Genomic DNA, 21,836 nt, shown 5'->3' on the forward strand with positions numbered 1-21,836 from the left:
GTTTATCACCACCTTTGTAAATTAGTGCTATGTTTTTAGTATACACTGATTTTGCTTTTTGGTCTATAATCCAATGAAAAATGACTTTGTTTCCAAGGGGAGGTCTGTTAGCGACCTGAAAGCCCACCTTGTTTTAACAACAAAATACAGGCGCAAAGCATTTAACTCAGCAATGCTAGAACGCCTGCATAATATCTTTGAGGAGTTATTGATAAAGTGGGATTGCAAACTTGTTGAGTTCAACGGTGAAGACAATCATATACATCTTCTATTTCAATATCACCCTGACTTAGAACTCAGCAAATTAGTCAATAATTTAAAATCCATTTCCTCTAGAAAATTGCGGCAAGAATTTTCTGAGCATTTAAAAACTTTTTACAGTAAAGATGTCTTTTGGAATGGTTCTTATTTCATTGCCAGTTGCGGTGGTGTCACCGTTTCAACTTTGAAAAAATACATTGAAAATCAGCAACAACCAGAGGATTGAATTTTGTTCGTTTCCTCCATGTTCCCATCCCTTTCTACGAGACGCTACGCGAACGCCTATCGGCATTTGTCAGGGAACTGTCGTCAACTCACCTGCCATTCATCTCATCACTTCCGCTGAAATTATCTAAACCACAATGTACACAACGTTGACTGTATAAGCATTTAACATTGTGAATACTTTCTACAACGTTGACAGTGGATATTTTACCAACATCTCTTGGAAAGATATCCACTGCTCGTCCTGTGTGTAAACAATGATACCGTCTTTGGTGTTTTGGCTGGCAAGAATTAATTTCTTCTTGTAGGCTAATGCGTACCATTCCTTAAAAACATCCAATTCAGATTGTTGTCCAATTTCTTCATTCTTGATCCAACCCTCTTCTATAGCTTTTTTAAGCCATGCACCTGGTTTTTCAATATTGCTACTAGCCATTGCTTCTTTAAAAGCTTTTATTGCATTTAAAACAGTATCTTCCTCTGCTGACTTAATTGTTTTAGTTAAGGTTGGATTCAGTTTAATTCCAATTAAGTCAAGTTGCTGTTTAACATGATCACTGATATCAGAACGTCCAGCCCTTTTCTTATCTAATGAAGTAACCTTTGAATTTTCAGGTAAAGTAACAGGTAAATTTGCTTGAGAAATACGAAATTCTTCTAATTGTTGCTTCAACTCTGAATTTTCAGATTTTAGTTGTGTATTTTCACTTTTGAGTCTTTCTGCTAACTCCTCAGCACCTTGTAGATGATAAACTCTACCCGCTAAACCTTCATTAACTCTACGAAGTCCCTCTACTTCAGCTTCTAGTTTCTTAATTCTTTCTCTAAGCTGATAAATAATAACAGCTTTTGAATCATCCGATGCTTTTTGTGGTTGATTTGGTTTACCCGCTTTGAGTTGTTGCTTTCTTAAACTATCAATGCGCTCTTTAATCTCTGGGTATTTATAAAGATAGCTAACTGAAAGTCCCGCTTCCTTTGCAACATTAGCAAAGGTAATAGACTTATTCTCTTGAGTTAGTTTACGAATCGCTTTTTCTAAATTCTCTGCTGCCTGTTGTTTCTTCTGCTCCGCAGCAGACTTCAGGGCAGCTATCTTAGCATCATTGCTCATTCTTGTTGCCCTCCAGAGTATTGATGATATTTTCTAGATTTTTTTTAACATCTTCATTAACTTGAATTTGACGTTGCCAACCATTAGTTTTAGCTACTTCGAGAACTTTATTAGTACGCTCTAAATGTTCCTTATGTTGGTCTAAAAACTCAATGGTTGTACGAAAATCACCGCAGGTTAGGCAGGCATTGCCCTTACTACAGGTAAGCTGTGCGGGTAGTCCACAATATCCATTTGCTAAAGTTTCAGCCAAAACTTTTTTCTTCATCCATTGCAGACCACTATCATTGTCTAATTCTGGATGAAGTGATTCAATAACTTCGCCATTAATATTGACTACTTTATTATCAAGATATTTGTCTATTTCTTTTCTTAATGTCGCATCATGAATATGAGCATAAACCATAGTCATGTGAGGTGAATCATGACCTAAATATCGTTGGACAATATGCTGTGGCACTCCATTATTAATCATTCTTGTCCCAACAGTATGGCGAAACTGATGAGTCTGAAAATTCCATCTCTTGCCCGTGCTATCGCAAATATTAAATTCCTCTGCCAAGTGTTTTAAATGATTAGCAAACGATTGGTCGGTCATAACTTTAGGTTCAGGAATAAATTCTGGCGATGCTTTTCTACCGCAGAAAAGATATTTATAGTCTTTACCAAAATGTTTTTGAATGTAAGCTTGCTGCTCTTTAATAGCCTGGGCAAGCTCTATAGATATAGGCAAGGTAGTTTCAAACTTCATCTTCCAACGCATAAATTGAATAAACCATCCACCTTTACTATCTTGCTTAAGGCAATCTAAAGGTAGTTGACATAATTCTCCTACTCTCAAACCACATTCTTGAATAACCAGCACCATTCTTGTTATTGGCTCAGGTAAGGCATCTAGGTGTTCATTTAATTGACGAATCACTTCATCTGGAATATAACGAGGTAATGATTTTGGGCGACTAGGATAATCCTCTTTACGAATTAAGTAAGGTTCTACATTAAACCATTTATTAGTAACACCAGTTTCAAATAAAGAAGCTATAGCAGAGATACGTTCACCTTTAGTTGCTGGAGCTAGATGTTTTTGATTAAGATAATCTAGGTAGTCGATAATTACAGAGCGAGTTATATCTTCTATTCGATTTACTATTTTATTTTGAGATATAAATCTTGAAAAATTCCTGAAACAAGACAAATATTTTTGTAGCTTTTCAAAGCTAGTTGTTGTCGTAGCAATATATCTAATAAATCTTTTAATATCTTGTTTTAGCCATTCCTGTTGAATAGAGGAAAAATTTAGTTTATCTCCATCATTATGGTGTGGGCTAACTTGTAATCCTAATTCTGAAGCAGTCCAATAATCGTCTAGTATTTTTATATGACTAGCCGATGGATTTATTACAAACTTGTGTTGACATTGTTTGCAACGATATTTTTGTTTTCCTGTTGGATTAATGCCAGCTTTATGATAATCTATGCTGCCACATTTAGGACAATTTATAGTTGATTTTTTAACTGCCTGAAGTTGAGTCTTTTTTTCTTGAGTTTGTGGAATATAGTCATGATTCATTGAAGCCATCTCTCTTTGTCAAATATTTTTGATATTCTTTCTGTAAGTCATCATCTGTTAGATGAACATAAGTGTTAATAGTAGTTTGAATGTTTGCGTGACCCAATCGCTTTTGGACATACGCCATATCCCATCCAGACCTAATTAACTCTGTAGCATGAGTGTGTCTAAGTAAATGAGGTGTCGCTTGAATACCTGTTTTCTTGGCTAACCTTTTAAACAGTCCATTCACAGCACCATAATCCATCGGTTGACCTATTTCACCGTCCCAACAGTTAACAAATACATAATCACAGTCAATATCGTCTGGATATTCTTCAATCAGATAATTAGAGTAGAGTTTCATCAAATCTTTGGAAACATGAATTACTCTTTCAAATCCTGCCTTTGCCCGACTAATATTTATATTGTCAGTTCTGGGTATTACATGAATTTCATTTACTCCTTGTGAACGAATATCCTCATGTCTTAGTCCTAATAACTCACCAATTCTCATGCCAGTTTCATAAAGTAAACAGATAATAAATTTATCTCTAATTCTTTTACAAGCATTAACTAATTCTTTAACCTGCTCCGAAGTTAAACATCCTGGGAAAGTTTTTGGTTCTTTAATTTTCAGTAATCGTGTTTTAACTTCCTTCCCTTTGCTTATGTGGTGTAAAAATGGCTTGTATTTTCGTCCTGGTTGCATCTGATAGCGATAAGCATTAACCCCTTCAGTTGCTCCCAATCGCTCATGAAATTCATAAAAACCACAGACAGTCGTTAGAGCATGGTTAATTGTCTTTTCTGACCGTTTAGACACTTGTGGTTGAATGGATACTACTCCTGGTTCTGGACTTCTTAGCCAGTGAATAAAATCCGATAACTGCTCTAGATTTATTTCCTTCCAATCAATTTGCTTATCTCGTAAAAACTCCCAGAATAACTTTAGGTTGTTGGCGTAAACCCTAACTGTGTTGGGTGACTTTTCTAAACTGTCTAAGTAACGTAGGTATTTTTGGATTGGCTCGATGGGTAAGTAGTCGTCATCTAGCACGATCCATATTGGGCGATTTGAATCCAGTAGCTGACCTTTTTGAACTAACATATCCTCATTGTACACGTTGTGTAAAAGGTGTAGTTAGTATTAATATAGCTTAATAAAAAGAACTCATAAATAATCGTTGTTGTTGTTGTGTAAGATTATTTATGAGTTATAGATAACTTCGCGGTAAGTGAGAGGCTTCTGTCAGTTCAAGCTAAAGTTTTGAGCCAGATAAGTAGAACGGTGTAGATAATTCAAGGTTTGTAGTGAGGACTTTAGTCCTCTAATAAGGACTGTACCGCAAGCGGAACCCGTTCGCGATAGCGTTGCGTAGCAAAGGGTAGTCCTTACTACGAACTAGATGCCAATCTTTTTACATTACTTCACATAGTTTGGTTTTTTCAAGTCGTTCTACTGACTAGATCACAAGTCCCTCAGCACTCCTACCAGTTTGTCAATATGTGCTGCTTGATGGGTTGCCATTAAAGAGATTCTCATGCGACTTGTGGGTACTGTGGGGGGACGAATGGCTGGGGCAAAAATGCCAGCGTCTTTGAGTTGCTGCCCAGCTTGTAGTGCTGCTGTGGCAGTTGATAACTGAAAACATAGTATGGGTGACTGTGATGGCAGTAATTTGAGGTTGGGTAATTCCTGTTTTAGTAATTGTTTTAAATAATTGACATTATTCCACAATTGGGTGCGGCGTTGCGGTTCTTGTTGGACGATTTTCAATGCTGCTAAAGCTGCGGCTGTATCTGCGGGTGATAGTCCAGTGGTATAAATCCAACTGGGGGTGCGATTCCGTAAAAAGTCAATCAAGGTGGCGCTTCCGGCTACGTAACCGCCCAAACTACCCAAGGCTTTACTCAAAGTGCCAATTTGAATTAATTCCCTACCAGTACAGCCAAAATATTCTACACAGCCAGCGCCAGTTTCACCCATGACTCCAGTTGCATGGGCTTCATCAACTAGCAGCATACAGCTAAACTCATCAGCTAAATCTAATATTGTAGGTAAAGGACATAAGTCTCCATCCATGCTAAAAACACTATCCGTCAGAATTAAACAGCGTCGGTAGTTTTGGCGTTGTTGTATTAAGAGGTTTGTGAGTTGGGTAACATCACAGTGGGGATATTCTATCACTGTTGCCCCACTGAGAATAGCGCCATTTTTCAGACTGGAATGATTATATTGATCAGATAATATTAAATCTCGCTTACCTACCAAAGACGCGATCGCACCAAGATTAGCTAGATAACCAGAGCTAAATACTATAGCATCTTCTGTTTGTTTTAAAGCCGCGATCGCTCTTTCTAATTCCCTATGTAATTCCCGGTGTCCACTGAGTAATCTAGAACCAGTGCTACCAGTGCCATACTCTTGAATCGCCGCCACAGCAGCCGCAATTAAGCGTTCATCTCCAGCCAGTCCCAAATAATCATTACTAGCAAAATTAATTACCTCTTGCCCCTCCAAATCCACCGTAGCACCAGGAAGACCATGTATAGTTTTTACTGAACGATACCAGTCTGCCTGATGAATGGTTGCTAAGGATTTTTGTAACCAAGCATAAGGATTTGTGGGCATATAAATTCAAAATAGTCTACGACAAAGCTAGCGCCTACAAAATTCAAAATTAAAGAGTTAATAACTATTGCCTATTGCCTATTGCCTATTGCCTATTGCCTATTGCCTATTACCCAACCTGTTCGCTACTGCTAAGATGAGCGATCGCTTGTTTGATCCAATCTTCTACGTAGGCATCTTTTGGTAGTCCGATGTCTTCGCTGACTACGTGGAGGGCGTGGCTGACTTCGTGGGCAGTGTAGCCTAGGGCAAAGAGAGTCATTTGCACTTCTTCCAAAATGCCGGGGGCTGGCCCTTCGGTGGCGACGAAGAAGCCTGCTGATTTGCGCCATTCGATTAATTTGGCTTTGAGTTCTAAACAGATGCGTTCTGCGGTTTTCTTGCCCACACCAGGGGCTTGAATTAGCATTTGTGTGTTAGCCGCAATGATGGCTTGGACTAAATCTGGTAATTCCATCGTATCCAACAAGGCGATCGCCAGAGCTGCACCCACGCCACTGACAGTTAATAAATGGCGGAATAAATCGCGTTCGGCTGGGGACGCAAAACCATAAAGGAAGGGTACTTCTTCGCGAATTTGGTAATGGGTGAAGATTTGTACCAAGTCCCCAGTTGTGGGTAATTGCTTGGCTAAACGTTGCGGAATTTGCAAGTCATAACCCAAGCCGTTTACCTCTAGAGTCAGAATCACGCGATTACTGCCTAGGTTTTGGATACCAGCGACTATACCTTTGAGATAGCTAATCATTTTATGAAACCGAAATATTTAAGTCCTTCAAGAATACCCCCAGCACAAAAATCTTGTGCTAGGTAACGATGATTGGCAGGATACTGGTTGTGCCACTCCAGCAACTCTTGTCGGGCATTCCCAACAATGATTCCCCTTTCGTTGCCTACAGCGAACAATGCAATATCATTACCTGAATCGCCACAAACAACTGTTTGTTCTGCTGCAAATTTCCACTTTTGACGTAGAAACTGCATTGCCTGACCTTTATCGCTGGTACTTGGCACAATGTCAAGGTCTATACCGCTACTATAAATTAACTTTATATTAAGTTCATATTTTGCCAACTCTGACTCCAGTTGTGAAATTATACTGGCTGAAACTTCTTGCTTCAGGAAAAAACTGACCTTAAAAGGACGCTGTTCTGAGTCTGGTTGTGGTTCTAACTCAGAAAATTGCTCGGTAATAGATAATACCTTATCTCGATCCCAGCCAAGGGAAAGAATCTCTGCCCAACTGGAATCAGCAGTATCTTGGCCATCCAGATAAATCTCCGTACCTACGGAGACGACTAACCCATCCGGTTCGATAAGATTTTTTTCTATTTGAAGTTCTTTGTACAAAACAGGCGATCGCCCAGTGGCATAGACTATCTTCGTACCATATTCTTGGCGATGCTGAGTGAGAATTTGATTTAGTTGGGTGAGTGCTGCGTCATTACCTACCAATGTGTGATCTAGGTCTGTGACAAACAGAAATGGTTTCATAATGATTTACTCCAAGTAATATAGCAATCCGATTTGATTTCTAAAATTATCTGCGTAGGTAGGCAATAGGCAATAGGCAATAGGGAAGGAGAGGGTAGGGGCGATCGCTATCCTGACTTTTCACGGTAAGTCCCAAAACCTTGCCTACGGCACGCTACACGAACGTCAAGACAGGGGATAGGGGATAGGGTGTAGGGAAAACTTGAAAGCCTTACTACACCCTACACCCCACACCCCACACCCTCTGACTTTTCCACATAACGTGAAAAGTCAGATCGCTATCAGCTTCATAACCTCCACTACTTTACTAGGAATCTCTACATCTGCTGCTGACTCTGCGAATGGTGTAGTTGCCGCCACTCAAACAAAACAAGTTCGTCCTACCCGACTAACTGCCAAGGAAATTAGTCAAGTTAAACAAACGCTATCTGGTAAAAAACTGTTTCTTGACCACGCGTTCCGAGTTAATTTACCAGATTTTGGTAACTGTGTATTCGTACCAGTGCAGGAATTTTCTCCAAGGACATCTCCAAAAAAGAACGTAGAGACGTTCATGGAACGTCTCTACAAGGTTTCTGGAAAACGCATATTTAATTTTTGGAGATGTCTAATTGATTGATTTGAAAATCTAATCTCTTACGCTGACCAAGCTTCCCGGAAGTCTGCGTACAGTGTCAAACCACCATCTACAAACAAGGTTTGACCGGTGATGTATGCAGCCTCATCAGATGCTAAAAATGCTACGGCTGCACCCATCTCTTCAGAAGTACCAGCACGCATCATGGGAATATGACTTTCTACAACAGCTTTCTTTTTCGGGTCATCAGTCCAAGCTTCATTAATAGGTGTAATTGTAGCTCCAGGTGCTACAGCATTAACACGAATACCCCGATGAGCATATTCCAAAGCTAGAGTTTTCGTCATATTTTCCATCCCACCTTTGCTGATGGCATAGCTGATATACATTGGGCGAGGAATAATTTCGTGAACGCTAGAAATATTGATAATTACCCCTGAACGATTCTGATTCAGCAGGTGTTTGATAGTTTCACGCGCACATAGGTAAGCACCCCGCAAGTTCACCCCAATTACTCTGTCAAAGTCTTCAGTTGTAACTTCATGGGATGGACATTCAGTTTGAATACCGGCGTTATTAATTAAAATATCTAGACTGCCAAATTTATCAATCACCGTATTGACCATCTGGGTAATATCTTCTTCTTGAGAGACATCACCCTGTACTAGCAGTGACTTAACGCCGCAGTTTTCAATATCTCCACAAGCTTTCTGCATAGCCATTTCTTCAGTATCTTCCGCATCTGAAGAACTTTTACGGTAATTAATAGCAATATTACAACCTTCTTGAGCCAGACGAATTGCGATCGCCTGTCCAATACCGGAGCTTGCACCAGTTATGAGAGCGTTTTTGCTTTTTAATCCTTTCATAATTGATTACTTTTTTATTCAAGTTGACTGAATGAGTTTTAAGGCTAATCTTTAGATGATATTTACTGATATCCTAATCAGGAAAAATTAGCTAAAAAGTTTACTTAAAATATTTAATAACTCTGCTTTTATCTGTAAAAATAACAGCAATTTCTATGTTGTGATAGCATAAATAAGCTGACACAATGTGAGTACCCCAATATGTGTTATGTGTGGTGTGCAGCATCTGTCAACTAATAATACAAAACAGCTTGCTGACCAATATAGCAAGTATATTTTTATATATTCTCTACCAATTGAAAGAAATTTACCTACTCTCTGGGTAAATGCTAGCTGCCACAGATGAATTTCTAGAGACGCGCTCAATCACCTCTCTACAATATTTGGGAAATAACACCAAAATTTTGGCGTTGACTATCAACAAACTTAAGTATAAAGGCGTAAATAATTAAACCCACCTTCCGCACCCTAACTGTCACACATCAAGCAAAGCCAGCAAAGTAGTACACAAGAACTAAAGTCAATTCAATTGCTAAGAGAGGTAATGAGAATAAGTTGCATTAAAATCGACAGGGGGAGTGAGAAAGTGAAGTTTTGCCGCAGAGATAAAAGAAAGGAAAAGAAAAGTTCAGAGAAAAAAATTAATTGCTCATAAAAAGATAAATGAGAAAATCACAACAGAAGCTGTGGAGAAATCTGTTGTGCAATTGCCACCCCAAGAAATGGAAATTCAGAACATAGACCATCTAGGGATAGTAGCAGGAATAATAGATAGGATAGGATTAGTAGAAATAATCAATGAATTAATAGGAGTTGAAAAAGGAGAAAAAATCAGTTCAGGTCATGTTGTCAAAGCCATGATATTGAATGGGTTAGGATTTGTATCCAAACCTTTATATATGTTTCCCAAATATTTTGAAACAATAGCCTGTGAGCATTTAATGGGAGTAGGAGTAAAACCAGAATATCTCAACGACGATAAGCTGGGAAGAGTCATGGATAAACTATTTATCAAAGGACTGGATACAATATTTTCTATCATTGCCTTAAAAGCTGCCCAAAAATTTGGTGTATCTCTGTCATCATCACATTTAGATTCGTCATCAATGCACGTACATGGGCAGTACAACACCAGATTACCAGAAGTAATATTTGAGAATCAACAAATAGGAAATACCCAAGAATCAGAAGAATTAGTAGTAAAATCACCAAAAGAGATTACCATCACCTATGGCTATTCCCGTGACCATAGACCAGACTTAAAACAATTTATCATAGAACTAATATGTTCGGGAGATGGAGATATACCAATATTTTTAAAATTAGCATCTGGAAATCAAGCTGACTCATCCTGCTTTGGTCAAATAGCAGTAGAGTATCAAAAACAATTAGAAGTTGATAGTCTCATAGTTGCAGACTCGGCTTTATACACAGAATCAAATCTGAAATTAATGTCGGATTTACGTTGGTTATGTCGAGTGCCATTAACCATTAAAGCAGCACAATCATTAATATCAACATTAGCAGCATCAGAATTTATTGATAGTAACTTACCAGGATATAAATTTGCTGCAAAAATTGTAAGTTATGCAGGAATAGAGCAAAGATGGTTGGTAGTGCAAAGTCAAGAGCGAAAAGCATCAGACCTGCGTAAACTTTCACAAAAAATTACGAAAGCTGAATCGAAAGCTGTTCTTGAGTTAAAAGAATTATCAAAAGATAAATTTGCTTGTGAGGTTGATGCTGTCAAGGCATTAACCAAACTATCAAAACAATTTAAATACCATCAAATTCAGTCGAGCCAAGTTACTGAAATCAAGTTCAAAAATCAAGATAATCAAGTAGAAACAGCATACCAAATATCAGCGACAGTTTCCCAGGACGAAAGTAAAATTAACACAGAAGTTCTGGGTGCAGGACGTTTCATTATTGCCACTAATGTTTTAGATTTAAATGAACTTAGCAATGACTCGATGTTGAATGAATATAAAGCCCAGCAGTCTTGTGAAAGAGGATTTGCTTTCCTGAAAGACCCATTATTTTTTGCCGACAGTATTTTCCTCAAAAGTCCAGAGAGAATAGAGTCATTGGCAATGATTATGGGTTTATGTCTGCTAGTTTATACCTTGGCTCAACGTCAAATCAGGACTGCACTCAGAAAATCTCAATCAACAATTAAGAATCAGTTAGGTAAATCGACTGACCGCCCCACTTTACGCTGGATTTTTCAATGCTTTCAGTCTATTCATTTAGTTAAATTTAAGAATGAAAAACACATCTCTAATTGGAATCCCGAAAGAGACTTTATCTTAAATCTTTTACCTGATGATTGTTTAATTTATTATCAATTAGCCAGCTAACTCTTCTCTCTATTAATTTTATTTCTCCAATATCATGAGCTAATCTCTTTGATTCATAGCTCTTTTTCTTTTTGCCAATAATTTAGGTTTTTCGCAGGCTTTATGAGTCTAATTTATCATTTTCCTCTTCAACGTCTTCTTTTATTTATCTCTCACTCCTTCCTATTCCCTTAGTTCTTATTGGTACTTATTGAGAATAGGTTTTGATGCCATTTTTGCTGGTTTATTGTTACTCAAATGTCTTTTGACACTCAGTATGTCTGTTTTTATTCTCACTTCGATGTTTCTTCTCCGTTATTTCACTCTGTGATACTTATGGGTGCGGAATGTGGGTTAAAAGTTGGTAGTAAGGACTTCAGTCCTTCTTTTATGACTATAGTTATTACTAAGAAATTGATGATAAAAATTTTACCTTGTTTAACATAGAACAAATTATTCCCACCAACTTACTTAATCATCACTCAAGGTTTCAATTAATAAATCAACTTGCTGCTGTCGCTGCTGTAAAAATGTTTCACATTGACGTAAATATTCAACAGCCGTTGCAAACTGATCAAACACAGATTCTAATTCCAAATTACCTGATTCAATTTGAGCGATAATTTTTTCGATTTCGGCAATTTTATCCTCATAATTGCCATGAAACACAGGATCAGAATTAGAGGAATTATTACGTTTAATCATTAACTTTCTTCCGTCCTCTCCGCTTTGGTAATTCTGAAGTTTTCACTTCTATAACTTTTACTGTAACCTCACCCTGTGCCAATTGAATTAACAATTCTTCTCCTATAGTTAATTGATTAGCAACACGAGCGATCGCACCGTTTTCTTGTCTGACTACCGCATAACCACGCTGCAACACCGCCTTGGGATCGAGAGTGGCTAATTTTTGCCGCAACATTTCTAAATGCTGCTGGGCGTGCTGCGATCGCGCTATCGTCACCTGCAACAAGTGCTGACGATGCCAAGTTAAGTTTTGCAGTTCTTGCCGCACTTGTCTATCCAAGCGCAGGTTTCGCAAACGGTTACGTAATGTTTGCAGTCGATGCACAGCCATTGTTTGAGAGTACAGCACCGCCTCATGTAAAGCTGCTACTCGTTGCTGATGTTGCGTATATAACTCAGCCAGGGCAGGTACAACGGTTTCCGCCGCCGCCGTGGGTGTATGTACACAAACATCCGCTACTAAATCTGTTAAAGATTCATCCCGTTGATGGCCAATCCCCGTAATTACTGGTATGGAACACTCAGCAACAGCTCTCACTACCCGTTCATCATTAAAACAAGCTAATTCCTCAACTGCACCCCCACCCCGTGATAGAATTAATACCTCGGCGCGTCCATCCCGTTCTACCCGTGCGATCGCCTTAACTATAGAATCCGGTGCTTGCTCACCTTGGACGGTAGCGGGTGAAAACAAAACGTGTAACCCTGGATATCTTTGCTTGAGGGTTCTTTGAATATCTCCCCAAGCCGCAGCCGTTGGGGAAGTGACAACGGCGATGGTTTGGGGATGCAGGGGGAGCGATCGCTTTCTTTGCGGATCAAACAAACCCTCAGCCAGCAAGCGATTGCGTAATTGTTGATAGCGCAGTGCTTGCAAACCCACACCAGCCGGTAAAGCTTGCCAAACTGTTAATTGATACTCTCCCCTCTGTGGATATACGCGAATGCTGCCCAAAATAATGATTTGTTCCCCAGGAACGGGCAATTGGGCGAGTTTTGCTACTTGACTATTCCACGCCACACACTTAATCGCGGCTGTGCCGTTGGTGTCTTGTAGGGTAAAAAATAGCCCACTCCGATGCTGATTTGCACTGGAAACTTCACCAGTTACCCAAACTTGTCGCAGAATGGGATTTTCTTCTAATAGGACTTGGATATATTCAGTGATTCCTGCTACAGATAAAGTGGTATCAGGAAAGTCAAGATTCATCGTATTTCATCCCACTATGCACTTAAAATCAAAATAACGTCTTTTTGATACATTCAACATTCAGAGTGAAAACTGACAGTTAAGTCGCCAAGAGATAGAAGAGTCGTTTAACACAGGTGTAGTCAAAATGCAGAAGGCGATCGCAGACGCTATCAGCAGCCATCTTCTTGGCGTAACAACAGCAATTTCTATAAAATTTGGTCGTGCGATCGCTTTATGATGCGGTAAGTATCATATAGGCGCAAATTATGACGCAGACAATTTCCATTAATGACAGCCAACGCTTACAACTCCAACCTCTAGAAATTCCCTCCCGTCTGCTATTGGGGCCGGGGCCTTGCAATGCTCATCCAGCAGTTCTGCAAGCGATGAATACACCACCAGTGGGACATCTTGATCCGGCTTTTCTGGCGCTGATGGATGAAATTCAATCCCTGCTGCGCTACGCTTGGCAAACAGAAAACTCCCTGACTATTGCGGTTAGTGGTACCGGTTCAGCTGCCATGGAAGCCACTATCGCCAATGCTGTAGAACCCGGTGATGTGGTTTTGATTGGTGTAGCTGGTTATTTTGGTAATCGTCTGGTGGATATGGCGGGCAGGTATGGCGCAGATGTCCGCACCATTACCAAACCTTGGGGACAAGTCTTCTCTCTAGAAGAACTCCGCACCGCCTTAGAAATTCATCATCCGGCAATTTTGGCTTTAGTTCATGCCGAAACTTCCACCGGCGCACGTCAGCCATTGGAGGGTGTCGGTGAACTCTGTCGTGAATTCGGCACTTTATTACTGCTAGATACAGTCACAAGTTTAGGCGGTGTCCCCATATTTTTAGATGCTTGGGGTGTAGATTTAGCCTACAGTTGCAGCCAAAAAGGTTTAGGTTGTTCCCCTGGTGCTTCTCCTTTTACCATGAGTCCCCGCGCCTTGGAGAAATTACAAAAGCGTTCCACCAAGGTAGCAAACTGGTATTTGGATATGAATTTGTTGGGTAAGTATTGGGGGAGTGAGCGTGTATATCATCACACTGCCCCGATTAATTTGTACTATGGACTGCGGGAAGCATTACGTTTGATAGCTGAAGAGGGACTAGCCAACTGCTGGCAACGCCACCAAAAGAACGTAGAATACCTGTGGCAAGGCTTAGAAGAGATAGGATTGAGTTTGCACGTAGAACGGGAGTATCGCTTACCTACCCTCACCACTGTTCGTATTCCGACTGGAGTAGATGGTAAAGCAACTGCACGGCAGTTACTCACTGAACATGGCATTGAAATTGGCGGCGGTTTAGGTGAATTAGGCGGTCAAGTGTGGCGTGTAGGGTTAATGGGTTTTAATAGTCGTTCTGAAAGCGTGGACAGACTCATCGCCGCATTGCAGCAAGTTTTACCCAAACAGTAAAGTCATCTACTGTTAATGATGCCAGCATTTACTAATCGCCATTATCATACTAATTCAACAACTTTGTAATACCTCGATTATCTGTAGGGGCGTAAGGCTTTGCGCCTCTACACAATCTATTCTGGATAGTTACAAATTACTAAGTTTTTGAGTAAAAAAGTTGACAACTAGAGGTGATCAGTTGAATTAATAAATAAGTCGGTTGCTTATCGTGTTCATAGATATAGCAGAAGGCAATAGGCAATAGTAAAATCCATGCCATGAATGAGTTTGAGCTTTTAATCATGCCCTAATCGCCTTGTCTACAGCTATAAAACCTGCTTATTTATGATTTATGAACCAGGCTAATATCAACAAAAAATCTTTGATCAAACTGTGTAAGTTAACTCTCGCGATCACTATAAGCTTGACTATTAGCAGTTGTACCCCTCAAAGAAGGGCAATGTTGCGAATCACTGCGGAGAAATTTCACGAGCAGGTAGTTGTAGCGATCGCATCAGTTAAGGAAATATATACACTCAGCAATGTCCCCATAGATCAGCAACTTTCCCGTGATTTAATTACTCAACAATTACTCACAGATCCTAGCGTTGATTTTAGAGATATTAGCGGAGTAGATAAAATTATCACTCAAGATGATGAACCAGATCAGCAAACATCTAATTTGGAACGGGAGTTAGAAAATTTAACAGCAGAATATGACGCAGCCTTAGAGATATTTCAAAATCTTGAAAATATAGATTATGGTAGTTCCAAAATAGTTGCTCAAACAGCCCAACCCGCACGATGCTTAACAGTGAAGATGCTACTTTTAGCCAAGCAAATTCAAGCCAGACCACCAAAACCAAATAATCCACAACGGGTACGTATCAGCTTAAAATTAAACCAACTCCGCAAACTATACAACAATCCAGATTTATCTTTACGCACAAACCCAGAAGAAATTAAACGCCAAGTTGCGGAACAAATAGATGAATGGTTAGCAGTGAATGCTGCTGAAAAACGGATGATAGAAGATTCTATTTCTCAATTGGTAATAGCTGCGGATACTGGAGGCAAGCTATCAAAGTTGATTGATGATTACTCAAATTTAAATTTTGAAGTAATTGCTACTAGAGTAACGCAGATTATTGGAGTCACAACTAATTTGACTGGTAGAGATTACAGTTCAATTTTGACGAGGATGAACACTCTAGAAAATGCAATTAATCAAGACCGAACATTAAAAGAATTTCTTCGGGAAGTTTCGTTTAAAACTAGGAAAATACAAACATCCCAACCCCAATTGTGTCAAAGAATTTAAAATCGATCTAAATAATTTAAGTAGAACGATGCAAATAAACCGAACTATGTAACGAAAAGTAAATTTGCTTGAAAACCTCTTTCCTTCTGCCTTCTGCCCTCTGCCTTCTGCCTTGTCATAGCGACAATTTTTAACACCGAGCTACTTATCTATGTTGAATAATGATGAAATTGTCAATAAATTACAAACTATCATTTCTCAATTACAAATTAGTTCTAGCAATCAAATAGATGTGGAGCGACTTAATCAGACAGAATTAGAGTTAGAACGTATTTTGTCACAACTTCAGTTTGAACTGACAAATGCGCGAATGGAAAGTAATTGGCAGCAAGCTAATAAGTTAAGGGAGGCGTACAAAGAATGCCAGAATGCTCTTGATAGCGTCAGGTCTGCAATTATGCGGTCTACTATCATTGGCATGAATCAAGAAAATTTACATGAGATGCAGAAAATATTAGATGATGTGCAAACTGCATCTACAACCCAACGACGAATAGATTTTATTATCTCTTCCCTACGTTTTGTCAAGAGGTTATTTACATAATTTCATTGTAATGAAAAACCGGCGAACAGTAAGGGTAAGAGAATTAAAGCAGAAATAATCAACACTAGAGTTGCTGGATCAATTTTTATGTGGTTGTCTTTTGGTTCTGGCATTTGCTATTGGCTCTATTTTCATAAGTGTATATACTTAAGTCTAACAAAGAATTGTCTTCACCTAGGCAGACTGACTTTCTAAATGTGCCATTGCTGCTTGGACTTTTACAACTTGTTTGGGCGCAGGCATATGATAAAAAATAGCGATCGCTTCCTCAAAAGTTTCCCGACTCTGATTAATTTCACCCATTCTTTGATAAGTTAAACCCAATTGATAGTAGGCTTTAGCTAAGTTACACTTATCAGAAACCGTAATCATGCTATTAATCGCTTCTTGATGCTTCTCGACTGCTGTGATTAAATCTCCCTGCTCTCTATACAAAGAGGCTAGACAAGATATAGCTCTAGCTTCTAGAAAAGAAAATTGATTGTGGTGACAATGGGTAATAGCTTGGTGACAAGTTTCAAAGGCAGTTTCTATCCTACCTAAATTTTTGTAAGTTAAGCTGATATATAATAAGCTCACTCCCCGACCCCATGAGGTTAATCTATCATTTGATAATCCTCTATTTGCCTCTTCTAGCATGGTAATTACATGATTGTTCTGCCCTACATAAGAGTTTAAATAGGTTAAACAACACAGTGAATAAACAACGTATTGGTAAAAGTTTTCGTTAGTTGCTGCTAGGTTTTTGACACAGTGAAAAATATTGTTAGCTTTTTCAACTTCCCAGAGATCTATATAACAAAGACCTAAGTTAAAAATGCTAGATACACGTTCTTGAAAAAAATTGCATTTTGCTGCTATTTTATTGGCTTGTTGATGGCAATCAATAGCCCCTTGAATATTACCTACTTGGTGGTATGCTCTGCCTAAGATGTTATGCAGTATGCTCAGGTGACATTCCGAATTCAAGTTATGGATTAAAGGAGTAATGACTGAAATTAAGGTTTCTAACAAACCCAACCGATTAAACAATACACCTAAAGACAGACTGTGATCCCATTTATTTTTTCTACCTCCAATAATGACATTTGCTGCTGCTTCAAAATCACCAATTTCCATGTAATGATGATAAGCTTCTAATGCCATAAAAGCATCTTGAGGATTTTCAACTTTAGTGACGCTATTATGCCAAAACTCTGCGGCTTTACGGTTGGTAATTTCCCATTCTCCGCTTTGTCTCAAGCGGGCGATCGCTTCTGTTTCAATCACTGGGTGTAGCCAGTATTTACCTTTACGATACTCTACCAAGGAACGGTCACACAAAGACTTAACTACTCGTTTATGTTGGTGTTCTGGTACATCCCAAAGCAAACATTGTAGTCCGGGAAATTCTACATGAGTGATATCTTGATAACGATAGCATCCCAAACGACAAAGCAGTTTGTATGCTTCTTGATCCATTTGTTCTAATCGCTGGAATTGACTAGAAACTAAATTTTCTAATTGTCTAGCAATCAATAAAGAATCTCGATTTTCTTGCCAATATATATCTGCATTTTTTTCAAAATCTGTAATGATGTCAGCACTAATAATTTCCATAGCTTTCGCATTACCACCAAAAGCTCTACACATCTGACTCAATGCCATCGCATCAATATTAATCTGACAATTGGTAAAAAATTGTTGCCAAGCCGACTCATCTAAGCCTTTGAGAGCATATAAATTAACATTGACTCCAGATTCATAGAGGCGTTCACGACTGGTAATTAAAGTGATTGATTTGACTGTAGGATCACCTAGGACTCTCAAGAGTTCTACATAGGGACGATGATCTGGTACAATACAGCCGTTTTGATCTAAAGCTGGCTCTAGATTATCAATCAGCACTCCGATTTTCCTGGTTGCATCACGGAGTTTGCGTCGTAATCTGTCGAGGTTAATCCCAAATTCTTTACCCGGTTCTTCGTTGAAGTGTCCCCTCAGCCACTCCTCAACAACACTTTCCACATTGACGATATTTTGGCTTTCTTTAGGCATCCACAATTCTAGGGGATAAAAACCCTGAATTTTGAGATACTTACGCGCCAGGGTAGTTTTCCCCACACCACCCTTACCTTGAATGAGAATGATTTTGTCTCCACGCTGAACAAGTTGATTGAGTTCAGCTAATTCGCGATCGCGTCCCACAAAGCTATAATCTGGTACTTGTGGGTTGTCATGCTCGCTGGCTGCATTTAGAATGTTGTTTGTCCTTGGGGATGCTTGGGAAAAACAAAATCTCTGAATAGCAGTGCGACAGGTTGATTTTGAGACTTTTTCACCTAATACATCTGAAAGTATCTGCCAAAGTTCTGCACCTACTGCTTTCAAATGTGCTTCTGTGTAGCCACAGATATCAGCCATCTCTTGATAAGTGTGTTTCTTGTCCTCCCACGCATGACGCAATATAATCCTTTGAACTGTATCTAGATGTTTCCCTGTTTTAGACCAAACCAAGCTATCCAAAAGCTCTAAGGCTTCTTCTGCACCCATCGAATATCAGTCTGTATCATTTGTGCTTAATTATAACCATATTTTTACTACTTATTTTTCCACAGCCATACCACAAACTACTTTTTCCTACCAAGTAGGAAAATACTTAACTTACTGAATCCGACTGCAATTTAAATCAGAGTGTATTACTCTTGTAATCAATACAGGCAAGTTAAGTTAATTCCTCCAAAAAGTGGTTCATTTTGAATTTTAAATTTTGTTTGAATTTGGAATTGATTCATTCCTACTCATGACTCAGCACTGTTAAAGCAGAAGGTATTAACTAACTAGATTCTGTAGAGCGTGTTTACACATATCAGTTATCAGCCTACAGGAGTGTCAAGAATGTTGCACAAAGATTGTCATCATGATTGCAATCAGAGTTATTGCCCATTTGCCCAAGATACCCACAATTCTAATAGATATGTCTGCCTCAAATGTGGTGTAGAGCGAGAAATTAATGGATATTCTAGATTGCGATCATTTTTCATGCTGCTGTTGAGCTTGTTTATTGCCTTTCAATTGATAGTTAATTACGAAAAACGGCACAATCAACAACAACCAGAATCTATGTTCAATTTACCTCATCAGGGAATTGAATAAATATCTCCAAATTTTCATCAATAGAAACTCGTGTATTTTTGTGAGTGAAAGTTATGCCTACAGATCAGGATACTGTGCTATTTCGTTTTGTGTCTAAGTCGCTGAAATATTTCTTGTTAATGCTGTTTGGCTTTGCCCTTGCCTATGCGCTTTCTCACGCTTTAGGCGTGTTGCACATTATTCCCATACTAACCTATGTTTTACAACATTTGTTTCTACCTTTGGGGGTTATTCTCTTGTGTTTAACTACAGTTACAGTAGTTTTAGAATCCTTGCGTTAGTAAATGAGGAAGACAAGCATTTCTCCTTGTCTTCCCTTTCTCTCATTTTTTCCACGGAAGTTTAGTACCCATTTCGGTTAATGCCGAGAAAATGAGATAGATAATTAGAAGACTCACACCTGCAAAGAAAGCCAGTAAATCGTTATCCATATAATATGCGACTCATCAACAGCATTTTCTCACGTTTTGAAGAAAGGCAGAAGGCAGAGAAGCAAGGGAGCAGAGGAGCAGAGGAGGCAGGGAAGACAAGAGAGATTTTTTCCCAATAATTCTTTAATTTTGACTTTTGACTTTTGACTTTTGACTTGATTATGCTAAATGTCTAATAACTAATGACTAATAAAAAAAGTCCGCGCTTGCGGACTAGGGTAGAAGGGTCAAATGATCGAAATTGACTATGAGATTCTTAAATCCCTCTTTTATTGTTAGCAATAATGTCTGGAAAATCAAGCCTGATGCTACAGGAATTGAGACAAAATTTTCAGAGTTATCTATTGTAATTCGTTCATTTTCTAGCGTTTTAGTTATACAAGTAATAGCTGTTGATGTTTGTCAATATCCAGAAGAAGTATTTATATAGATTTATTTTGCATTGTTGAGTTCTTATGTAACATAAAGTTGATAGTTAAGAATTTTTTATAACTTTGCTCTTGTTGTAACATCCTGGATCGAGAAAATAGGAACTGAAAAAGTAATATTTTCAGTTTTATCAAGCTATAGCACTCACCGTATAGATTAGGACATCAAGCAATCATAAAACTGTTTACACTCAGAGACTTTGGAGTTTGTCACCTGTCACCTGTCACCTGTAACCTGTCACCTGTCACCTGCTATATAAGGAAAATTTCATGGAGAAAATCAATATACCTTCAGGCTTTCAAGATTTACAAAATTTTAGTTTGATTGCAGCTCTATTAGGCCGTCGTTCTCGGCGCTTCTTTCTGGGTGCAGAGATTCCAGACGGGGTGTTTGCTTACAAGTCTCGTAGTCAAGTTGTACCTCTCTCGGAATTGGAGAAATTACTTGTAGTTACAGCTTGCGGAGGTAATACTAGCTGGCACAATCTGATTTATCGCGCACAGCGATACGCACCTTACCTTTCCAATTATGCAGGTGCAGCTAGTGGTCGGACATTTCCTTCGGCATCTGGTTTTCATTGCAGTATGACTTTCTTCACTGATGATGAAGGGGTTTATGTCTTAGACAATCGTGATGCTCCTGCTTATTCTGAAAGAGATGAAGATGGTTCCCTTGATTTAGAAAAAGTCCTTGCTACCCTCAAGAGTCAAGTCAAAAAAATCCAAGATGGGCGTTTAGGCTTACCGCCGGAAGTACCTTATGTAGAATCACATAATACTTGGGTTGTCAATCATCCTGGTACACTTCTAGTCATTCCTGTGGGTGATTTAGCCCAACATACACTAGCGGGAATTTGCTATTACCTCCAAAATGGCGTGGTGTTTCGTGATGATATCAACCGTAGAGCCATTCCGGGAATTGAAAAGTACAGTCATCTCGCCGATGTGGATAATGCCCTACCTCTGACATTTCTCGAACAGTGGTCTATGGCTGAACTCACCGCAGAATTATCCACCAGCTGTTACGCCGGAGCCTTGATGTTACAAGCGATGGGGCTAGGGGGTTGGATGTTTAATGGGATTGATCCTTTTGCGATTTTGGGGGCTAGTGGTGATCCCAAAGTCCCCGGATTGGGTTTTCGCTATGATACTGATGAGCGTTGGCCTTACCCTAATCCTACAGGTTTGGCAGGTGTCATGGAAGGTTTTTGTCCACCTCATTATTCTGATATGCGGGCGGCGGTGGAAGCATTATGCGATCGCAAATTTAATGTAGGCGGGCCGTTCCACCCTCATACACCAGGCCCTTGGCAAGATTCGGCAAAAGTGCGATCGGCTGCTCAGGTTCATAGCGAAGAATTTCGAGAGTGTGTCGCATTACAAGCCCAATATGTGTTTGACACTTTCGGTAAATTTCCCGGTACAGTCCCCTCCATCTTCCTCATTACTTATCTCCAAGCCCATCATCTTGACTTGGAGTTTTATGACCAGTTCTATAAACCTGGATCATATTTGCCCACCCATGCCAATCATATGGCTAACTGGCATCCTGATATCGTGTCGAGTTAGAGACTT

19 protein-coding genes are annotated in these 21,836 nt (G+C 39.2%); 9 read left to right on the forward strand and 10 right to left on the reverse strand.

The window, feature by feature from the left end:
* Nucleotides 1-73: 73 nt before the first annotated feature.
* Complete coding sequence (tnpA, locus tag NOS7524_RS01220; protein WP_015136513.1) at nucleotides 74-487, forward strand: IS200/IS605 family transposase; 414 nt, start codon at nucleotides 74-76, stop codon at nucleotides 485-487.
* A gap of 183 nt (nucleotides 488-670) precedes the next feature.
* Here the strand turns inward: tnpA and NOS7524_RS27700 are convergent, their stop codons facing one another.
* The 6 genes from NOS7524_RS27700 to NOS7524_RS01250 all read right to left on the reverse strand — a co-directional run bounded on the left by NOS7524_RS27700 (nucleotide 671) and on the right by NOS7524_RS01250 (nucleotide 7,278).
* Nucleotides 671-1,600, reverse strand: a complete 930-nt coding sequence (locus tag NOS7524_RS27700; protein WP_015136514.1) for a DUF6262 family protein — start codon at nucleotides 1,598-1,600, stop codon at nucleotides 671-673.
* A complete protein-coding gene (locus NOS7524_RS01230; protein ID WP_015136515.1) occupies nucleotides 1,590-3,170 on the reverse strand; it encodes a tyrosine-type recombinase/integrase in 1,581 nt (526 codons plus the stop codon). Before NOS7524_RS01230 ends, NOS7524_RS27700 begins: the two co-directional genes overlap by 11 nt.
* Entirely contained in the window at nucleotides 3,160-4,209 is a 1,050-nt protein-coding gene (locus NOS7524_RS01235) for a tyrosine-type recombinase/integrase (RefSeq protein WP_235622358.1), read from the reverse strand. Before NOS7524_RS01235 ends, NOS7524_RS01230 begins: the two co-directional genes overlap by 11 nt.
* Nucleotides 4,210-4,620: 411 nt before the next feature.
* Complete coding sequence (bioF, locus tag NOS7524_RS01240; protein ID WP_015136632.1) at nucleotides 4,621-5,784, reverse strand: 8-amino-7-oxononanoate synthase; 1,164 nt, start codon at nucleotides 5,782-5,784, stop codon at nucleotides 4,621-4,623.
* 109 nt (nucleotides 5,785-5,893) lie between these two features.
* Complete coding sequence (gene ruvA / locus NOS7524_RS01245; protein WP_015136633.1) at nucleotides 5,894-6,532, reverse strand: Holliday junction branch migration protein RuvA; 639 nt, start codon at nucleotides 6,530-6,532, stop codon at nucleotides 5,894-5,896.
* On the reverse strand, nucleotides 6,529-7,278 hold the full coding sequence (locus NOS7524_RS01250) for a sucrose-phosphate phosphatase (protein WP_015136634.1): 750 nt from the start codon (nucleotides 7,276-7,278) through the stop codon (nucleotides 6,529-6,531). Before NOS7524_RS01250 ends, ruvA begins: the two co-directional genes overlap by 4 nt.
* Before the next feature lie 262 nt (nucleotides 7,279-7,540).
* Here NOS7524_RS01250 and NOS7524_RS01255 point away from each other — a divergent pair, with 262 nt between their 5' ends.
* Nucleotides 7,541-7,897 carry a hypothetical protein gene (locus NOS7524_RS01255; protein WP_041555065.1) on the forward strand — a complete coding sequence of 119 codons (357 nt, stop codon included), beginning with the start codon at nucleotides 7,541-7,543 and terminating at the stop codon, nucleotides 7,895-7,897.
* A 17-nt stretch (nucleotides 7,898-7,914) separates the two neighbouring features.
* Here NOS7524_RS01255 and NOS7524_RS01260 read toward each other — a convergent pair whose 3' ends face one another.
* Entirely contained in the window at nucleotides 7,915-8,724 is an 810-nt protein-coding gene (locus NOS7524_RS01260; protein ID WP_015136635.1) for an SDR family oxidoreductase, read from the reverse strand.
* A 722-nt stretch (nucleotides 8,725-9,446) separates the two neighbouring features.
* On the opposite strand from NOS7524_RS01260, the gene NOS7524_RS01265 reads away from it, so the two are divergent.
* Nucleotides 9,447-11,084 (forward strand): IS1634 family transposase, encoded by a 1,638-nt coding sequence (locus NOS7524_RS01265; RefSeq protein ID WP_083882639.1) that lies wholly within the window; start codon nucleotides 9,447-9,449, stop codon nucleotides 11,082-11,084.
* Between the two features lie 450 nt (nucleotides 11,085-11,534).
* Here NOS7524_RS01265 and xseB read toward each other — a convergent pair whose 3' ends face one another.
* Together xseB and xseA are read right to left on the reverse strand one after the other, a co-directional pair.
* Nucleotides 11,535-11,768 carry an exodeoxyribonuclease VII small subunit gene (gene xseB, locus NOS7524_RS01270; RefSeq protein WP_015136637.1) on the reverse strand — a complete coding sequence of 78 codons (234 nt, stop codon included), beginning with the start codon at nucleotides 11,766-11,768 and terminating at the stop codon, nucleotides 11,535-11,537.
* On the reverse strand, nucleotides 11,761-13,020 hold the full coding sequence (gene xseA / locus NOS7524_RS01275) for an exodeoxyribonuclease VII large subunit (RefSeq protein ID WP_015136638.1): 1,260 nt from the start codon (nucleotides 13,018-13,020) through the stop codon (nucleotides 11,761-11,763). The genes xseB and xseA overlap by 8 nt, the downstream gene beginning before the upstream one ends.
* Nucleotides 13,021-13,268: 248 nt before the next feature.
* On the opposite strand from xseA, the gene NOS7524_RS01280 reads away from it, so the two are divergent.
* The 3 genes from NOS7524_RS01280 (at nucleotide 13,269) to NOS7524_RS01290 (ending at nucleotide 16,267) form a co-directional block, all read left to right on the forward strand.
* Nucleotides 13,269-14,420 (forward strand): alanine--glyoxylate aminotransferase family protein, encoded by a 1,152-nt coding sequence (locus NOS7524_RS01280; RefSeq protein WP_015136639.1) that lies wholly within the window; start codon nucleotides 13,269-13,271, stop codon nucleotides 14,418-14,420.
* A gap of 442 nt (nucleotides 14,421-14,862) precedes the next feature.
* On the forward strand, nucleotides 14,863-15,723 hold the full coding sequence (locus NOS7524_RS01285; protein WP_015136640.1) for a hypothetical protein: 861 nt from the start codon (nucleotides 14,863-14,865) through the stop codon (nucleotides 15,721-15,723).
* Between the two features lie 151 nt (nucleotides 15,724-15,874).
* Nucleotides 15,875-16,267: a hypothetical protein gene (locus NOS7524_RS01290; RefSeq protein ID WP_015136641.1), complete on the forward strand. Its 393-nt coding sequence runs from the start codon at nucleotides 15,875-15,877 to the stop codon at nucleotides 16,265-16,267.
* A gap of 174 nt (nucleotides 16,268-16,441) precedes the next feature.
* On the opposite strand, the gene NOS7524_RS01295 is transcribed toward NOS7524_RS01290, so the two are convergent.
* A complete protein-coding gene (locus NOS7524_RS01295; protein ID WP_015136643.1) occupies nucleotides 16,442-18,799 on the reverse strand; it encodes a tetratricopeptide repeat protein in 2,358 nt (785 codons plus the stop codon).
* A gap of 345 nt (nucleotides 18,800-19,144) precedes the next feature.
* On the opposite strand from NOS7524_RS01295, the gene NOS7524_RS01300 reads away from it, so the two are divergent.
* The 3 genes from NOS7524_RS01300 (at nucleotide 19,145) to NOS7524_RS01315 (ending at nucleotide 21,830) form a co-directional block, all read left to right on the forward strand.
* Entirely contained in the window at nucleotides 19,145-19,402 is a 258-nt protein-coding gene (locus NOS7524_RS01300; protein ID WP_015136644.1) for a hypothetical protein, read from the forward strand.
* Nucleotides 19,403-19,455: 53 nt separating this feature from the next.
* Nucleotides 19,456-19,683: a hypothetical protein gene (locus NOS7524_RS01305; RefSeq protein ID WP_015136645.1), complete on the forward strand. Its 228-nt coding sequence runs from the start codon at nucleotides 19,456-19,458 to the stop codon at nucleotides 19,681-19,683.
* 848 nt (nucleotides 19,684-20,531) lie between these two features.
* Nucleotides 20,532-21,830, forward strand: a complete 1,299-nt coding sequence (locus tag NOS7524_RS01315) for a hypothetical protein (protein WP_015136648.1) — start codon at nucleotides 20,532-20,534, stop codon at nucleotides 21,828-21,830.
* Nucleotides 21,831-21,836 lie beyond the last annotated feature (6 nt).

Source organism: Nostoc sp. PCC 7524, from assembly GCF_000316645.1.
Classification (GTDB): Bacteria; Cyanobacteriota; Cyanobacteriia; order Cyanobacteriales; family Nostocaceae; genus Trichormus.

What these genes read in the sequence shown, in the direction of transcription:
- NOS7524_RS01265 (WP_083882639.1), top strand. Translation starts at nt 9,447, where the DNA reads ATGGAAATTCAGAACATAGACCATCTAGGGATAGTAGCAGGAATAATA.
- NOS7524_RS01285 (WP_015136640.1), top strand. Translation starts at nt 14,863, where the DNA reads ATGTTGCGAATCACTGCGGAGAAATTTCACGAGCAGGTAGTTGTAGCG.
- NOS7524_RS01260 (WP_015136635.1), bottom strand. Translation starts at nt 8,724, where the DNA reads ATGAAAGGATTAAAAAGCAAAAACGCTCTCATAACTGGTGCAAGCTCC.
- xseA (WP_015136638.1), bottom strand. Translation starts at nt 13,020, where the DNA reads ATGAATCTTGACTTTCCTGATACCACTTTATCTGTAGCAGGAATCACT.
- NOS7524_RS01315 (WP_015136648.1), top strand. Translation starts at nt 20,532, where the DNA reads ATGGAGAAAATCAATATACCTTCAGGCTTTCAAGATTTACAAAATTTT.
- NOS7524_RS01250 (WP_015136634.1), bottom strand. Translation starts at nt 7,278, where the DNA reads ATGAAACCATTTCTGTTTGTCACAGACCTAGATCACACATTGGTAGGT.
- xseB (WP_015136637.1), bottom strand. Translation starts at nt 11,768, where the DNA reads ATGATTAAACGTAATAATTCCTCTAATTCTGATCCTGTGTTTCATGGC.
- ruvA (WP_015136633.1), bottom strand. Translation starts at nt 6,532, where the DNA reads ATGATTAGCTATCTCAAAGGTATAGTCGCTGGTATCCAAAACCTAGGC.
- NOS7524_RS01305 (WP_015136645.1), top strand. Translation starts at nt 19,456, where the DNA reads ATGCCTACAGATCAGGATACTGTGCTATTTCGTTTTGTGTCTAAGTCG.
- NOS7524_RS27700 (WP_015136514.1), bottom strand. Translation starts at nt 1,600, where the DNA reads ATGAGCAATGATGCTAAGATAGCTGCCCTGAAGTCTGCTGCGGAGCAG.
- tnpA (WP_015136513.1), top strand. Translation starts at nt 74, where the DNA reads ATGAAAAATGACTTTGTTTCCAAGGGGAGGTCTGTTAGCGACCTGAAA.
- NOS7524_RS01290 (WP_015136641.1), top strand. Translation starts at nt 15,875, where the DNA reads ATGTTGAATAATGATGAAATTGTCAATAAATTACAAACTATCATTTCT.
- bioF (WP_015136632.1), bottom strand. Translation starts at nt 5,784, where the DNA reads ATGCCCACAAATCCTTATGCTTGGTTACAAAAATCCTTAGCAACCATT.
- NOS7524_RS01300 (WP_015136644.1), top strand. Translation starts at nt 19,145, where the DNA reads ATGTTGCACAAAGATTGTCATCATGATTGCAATCAGAGTTATTGCCCA.
- NOS7524_RS01295 (WP_015136643.1), bottom strand. Translation starts at nt 18,799, where the DNA reads ATGGGTGCAGAAGAAGCCTTAGAGCTTTTGGATAGCTTGGTTTGGTCT.
- NOS7524_RS01230 (WP_015136515.1), bottom strand. Translation starts at nt 3,170, where the DNA reads ATGAATCATGACTATATTCCACAAACTCAAGAAAAAAAGACTCAACTT.
- NOS7524_RS01280 (WP_015136639.1), top strand. Translation starts at nt 13,269, where the DNA reads ATGACGCAGACAATTTCCATTAATGACAGCCAACGCTTACAACTCCAA.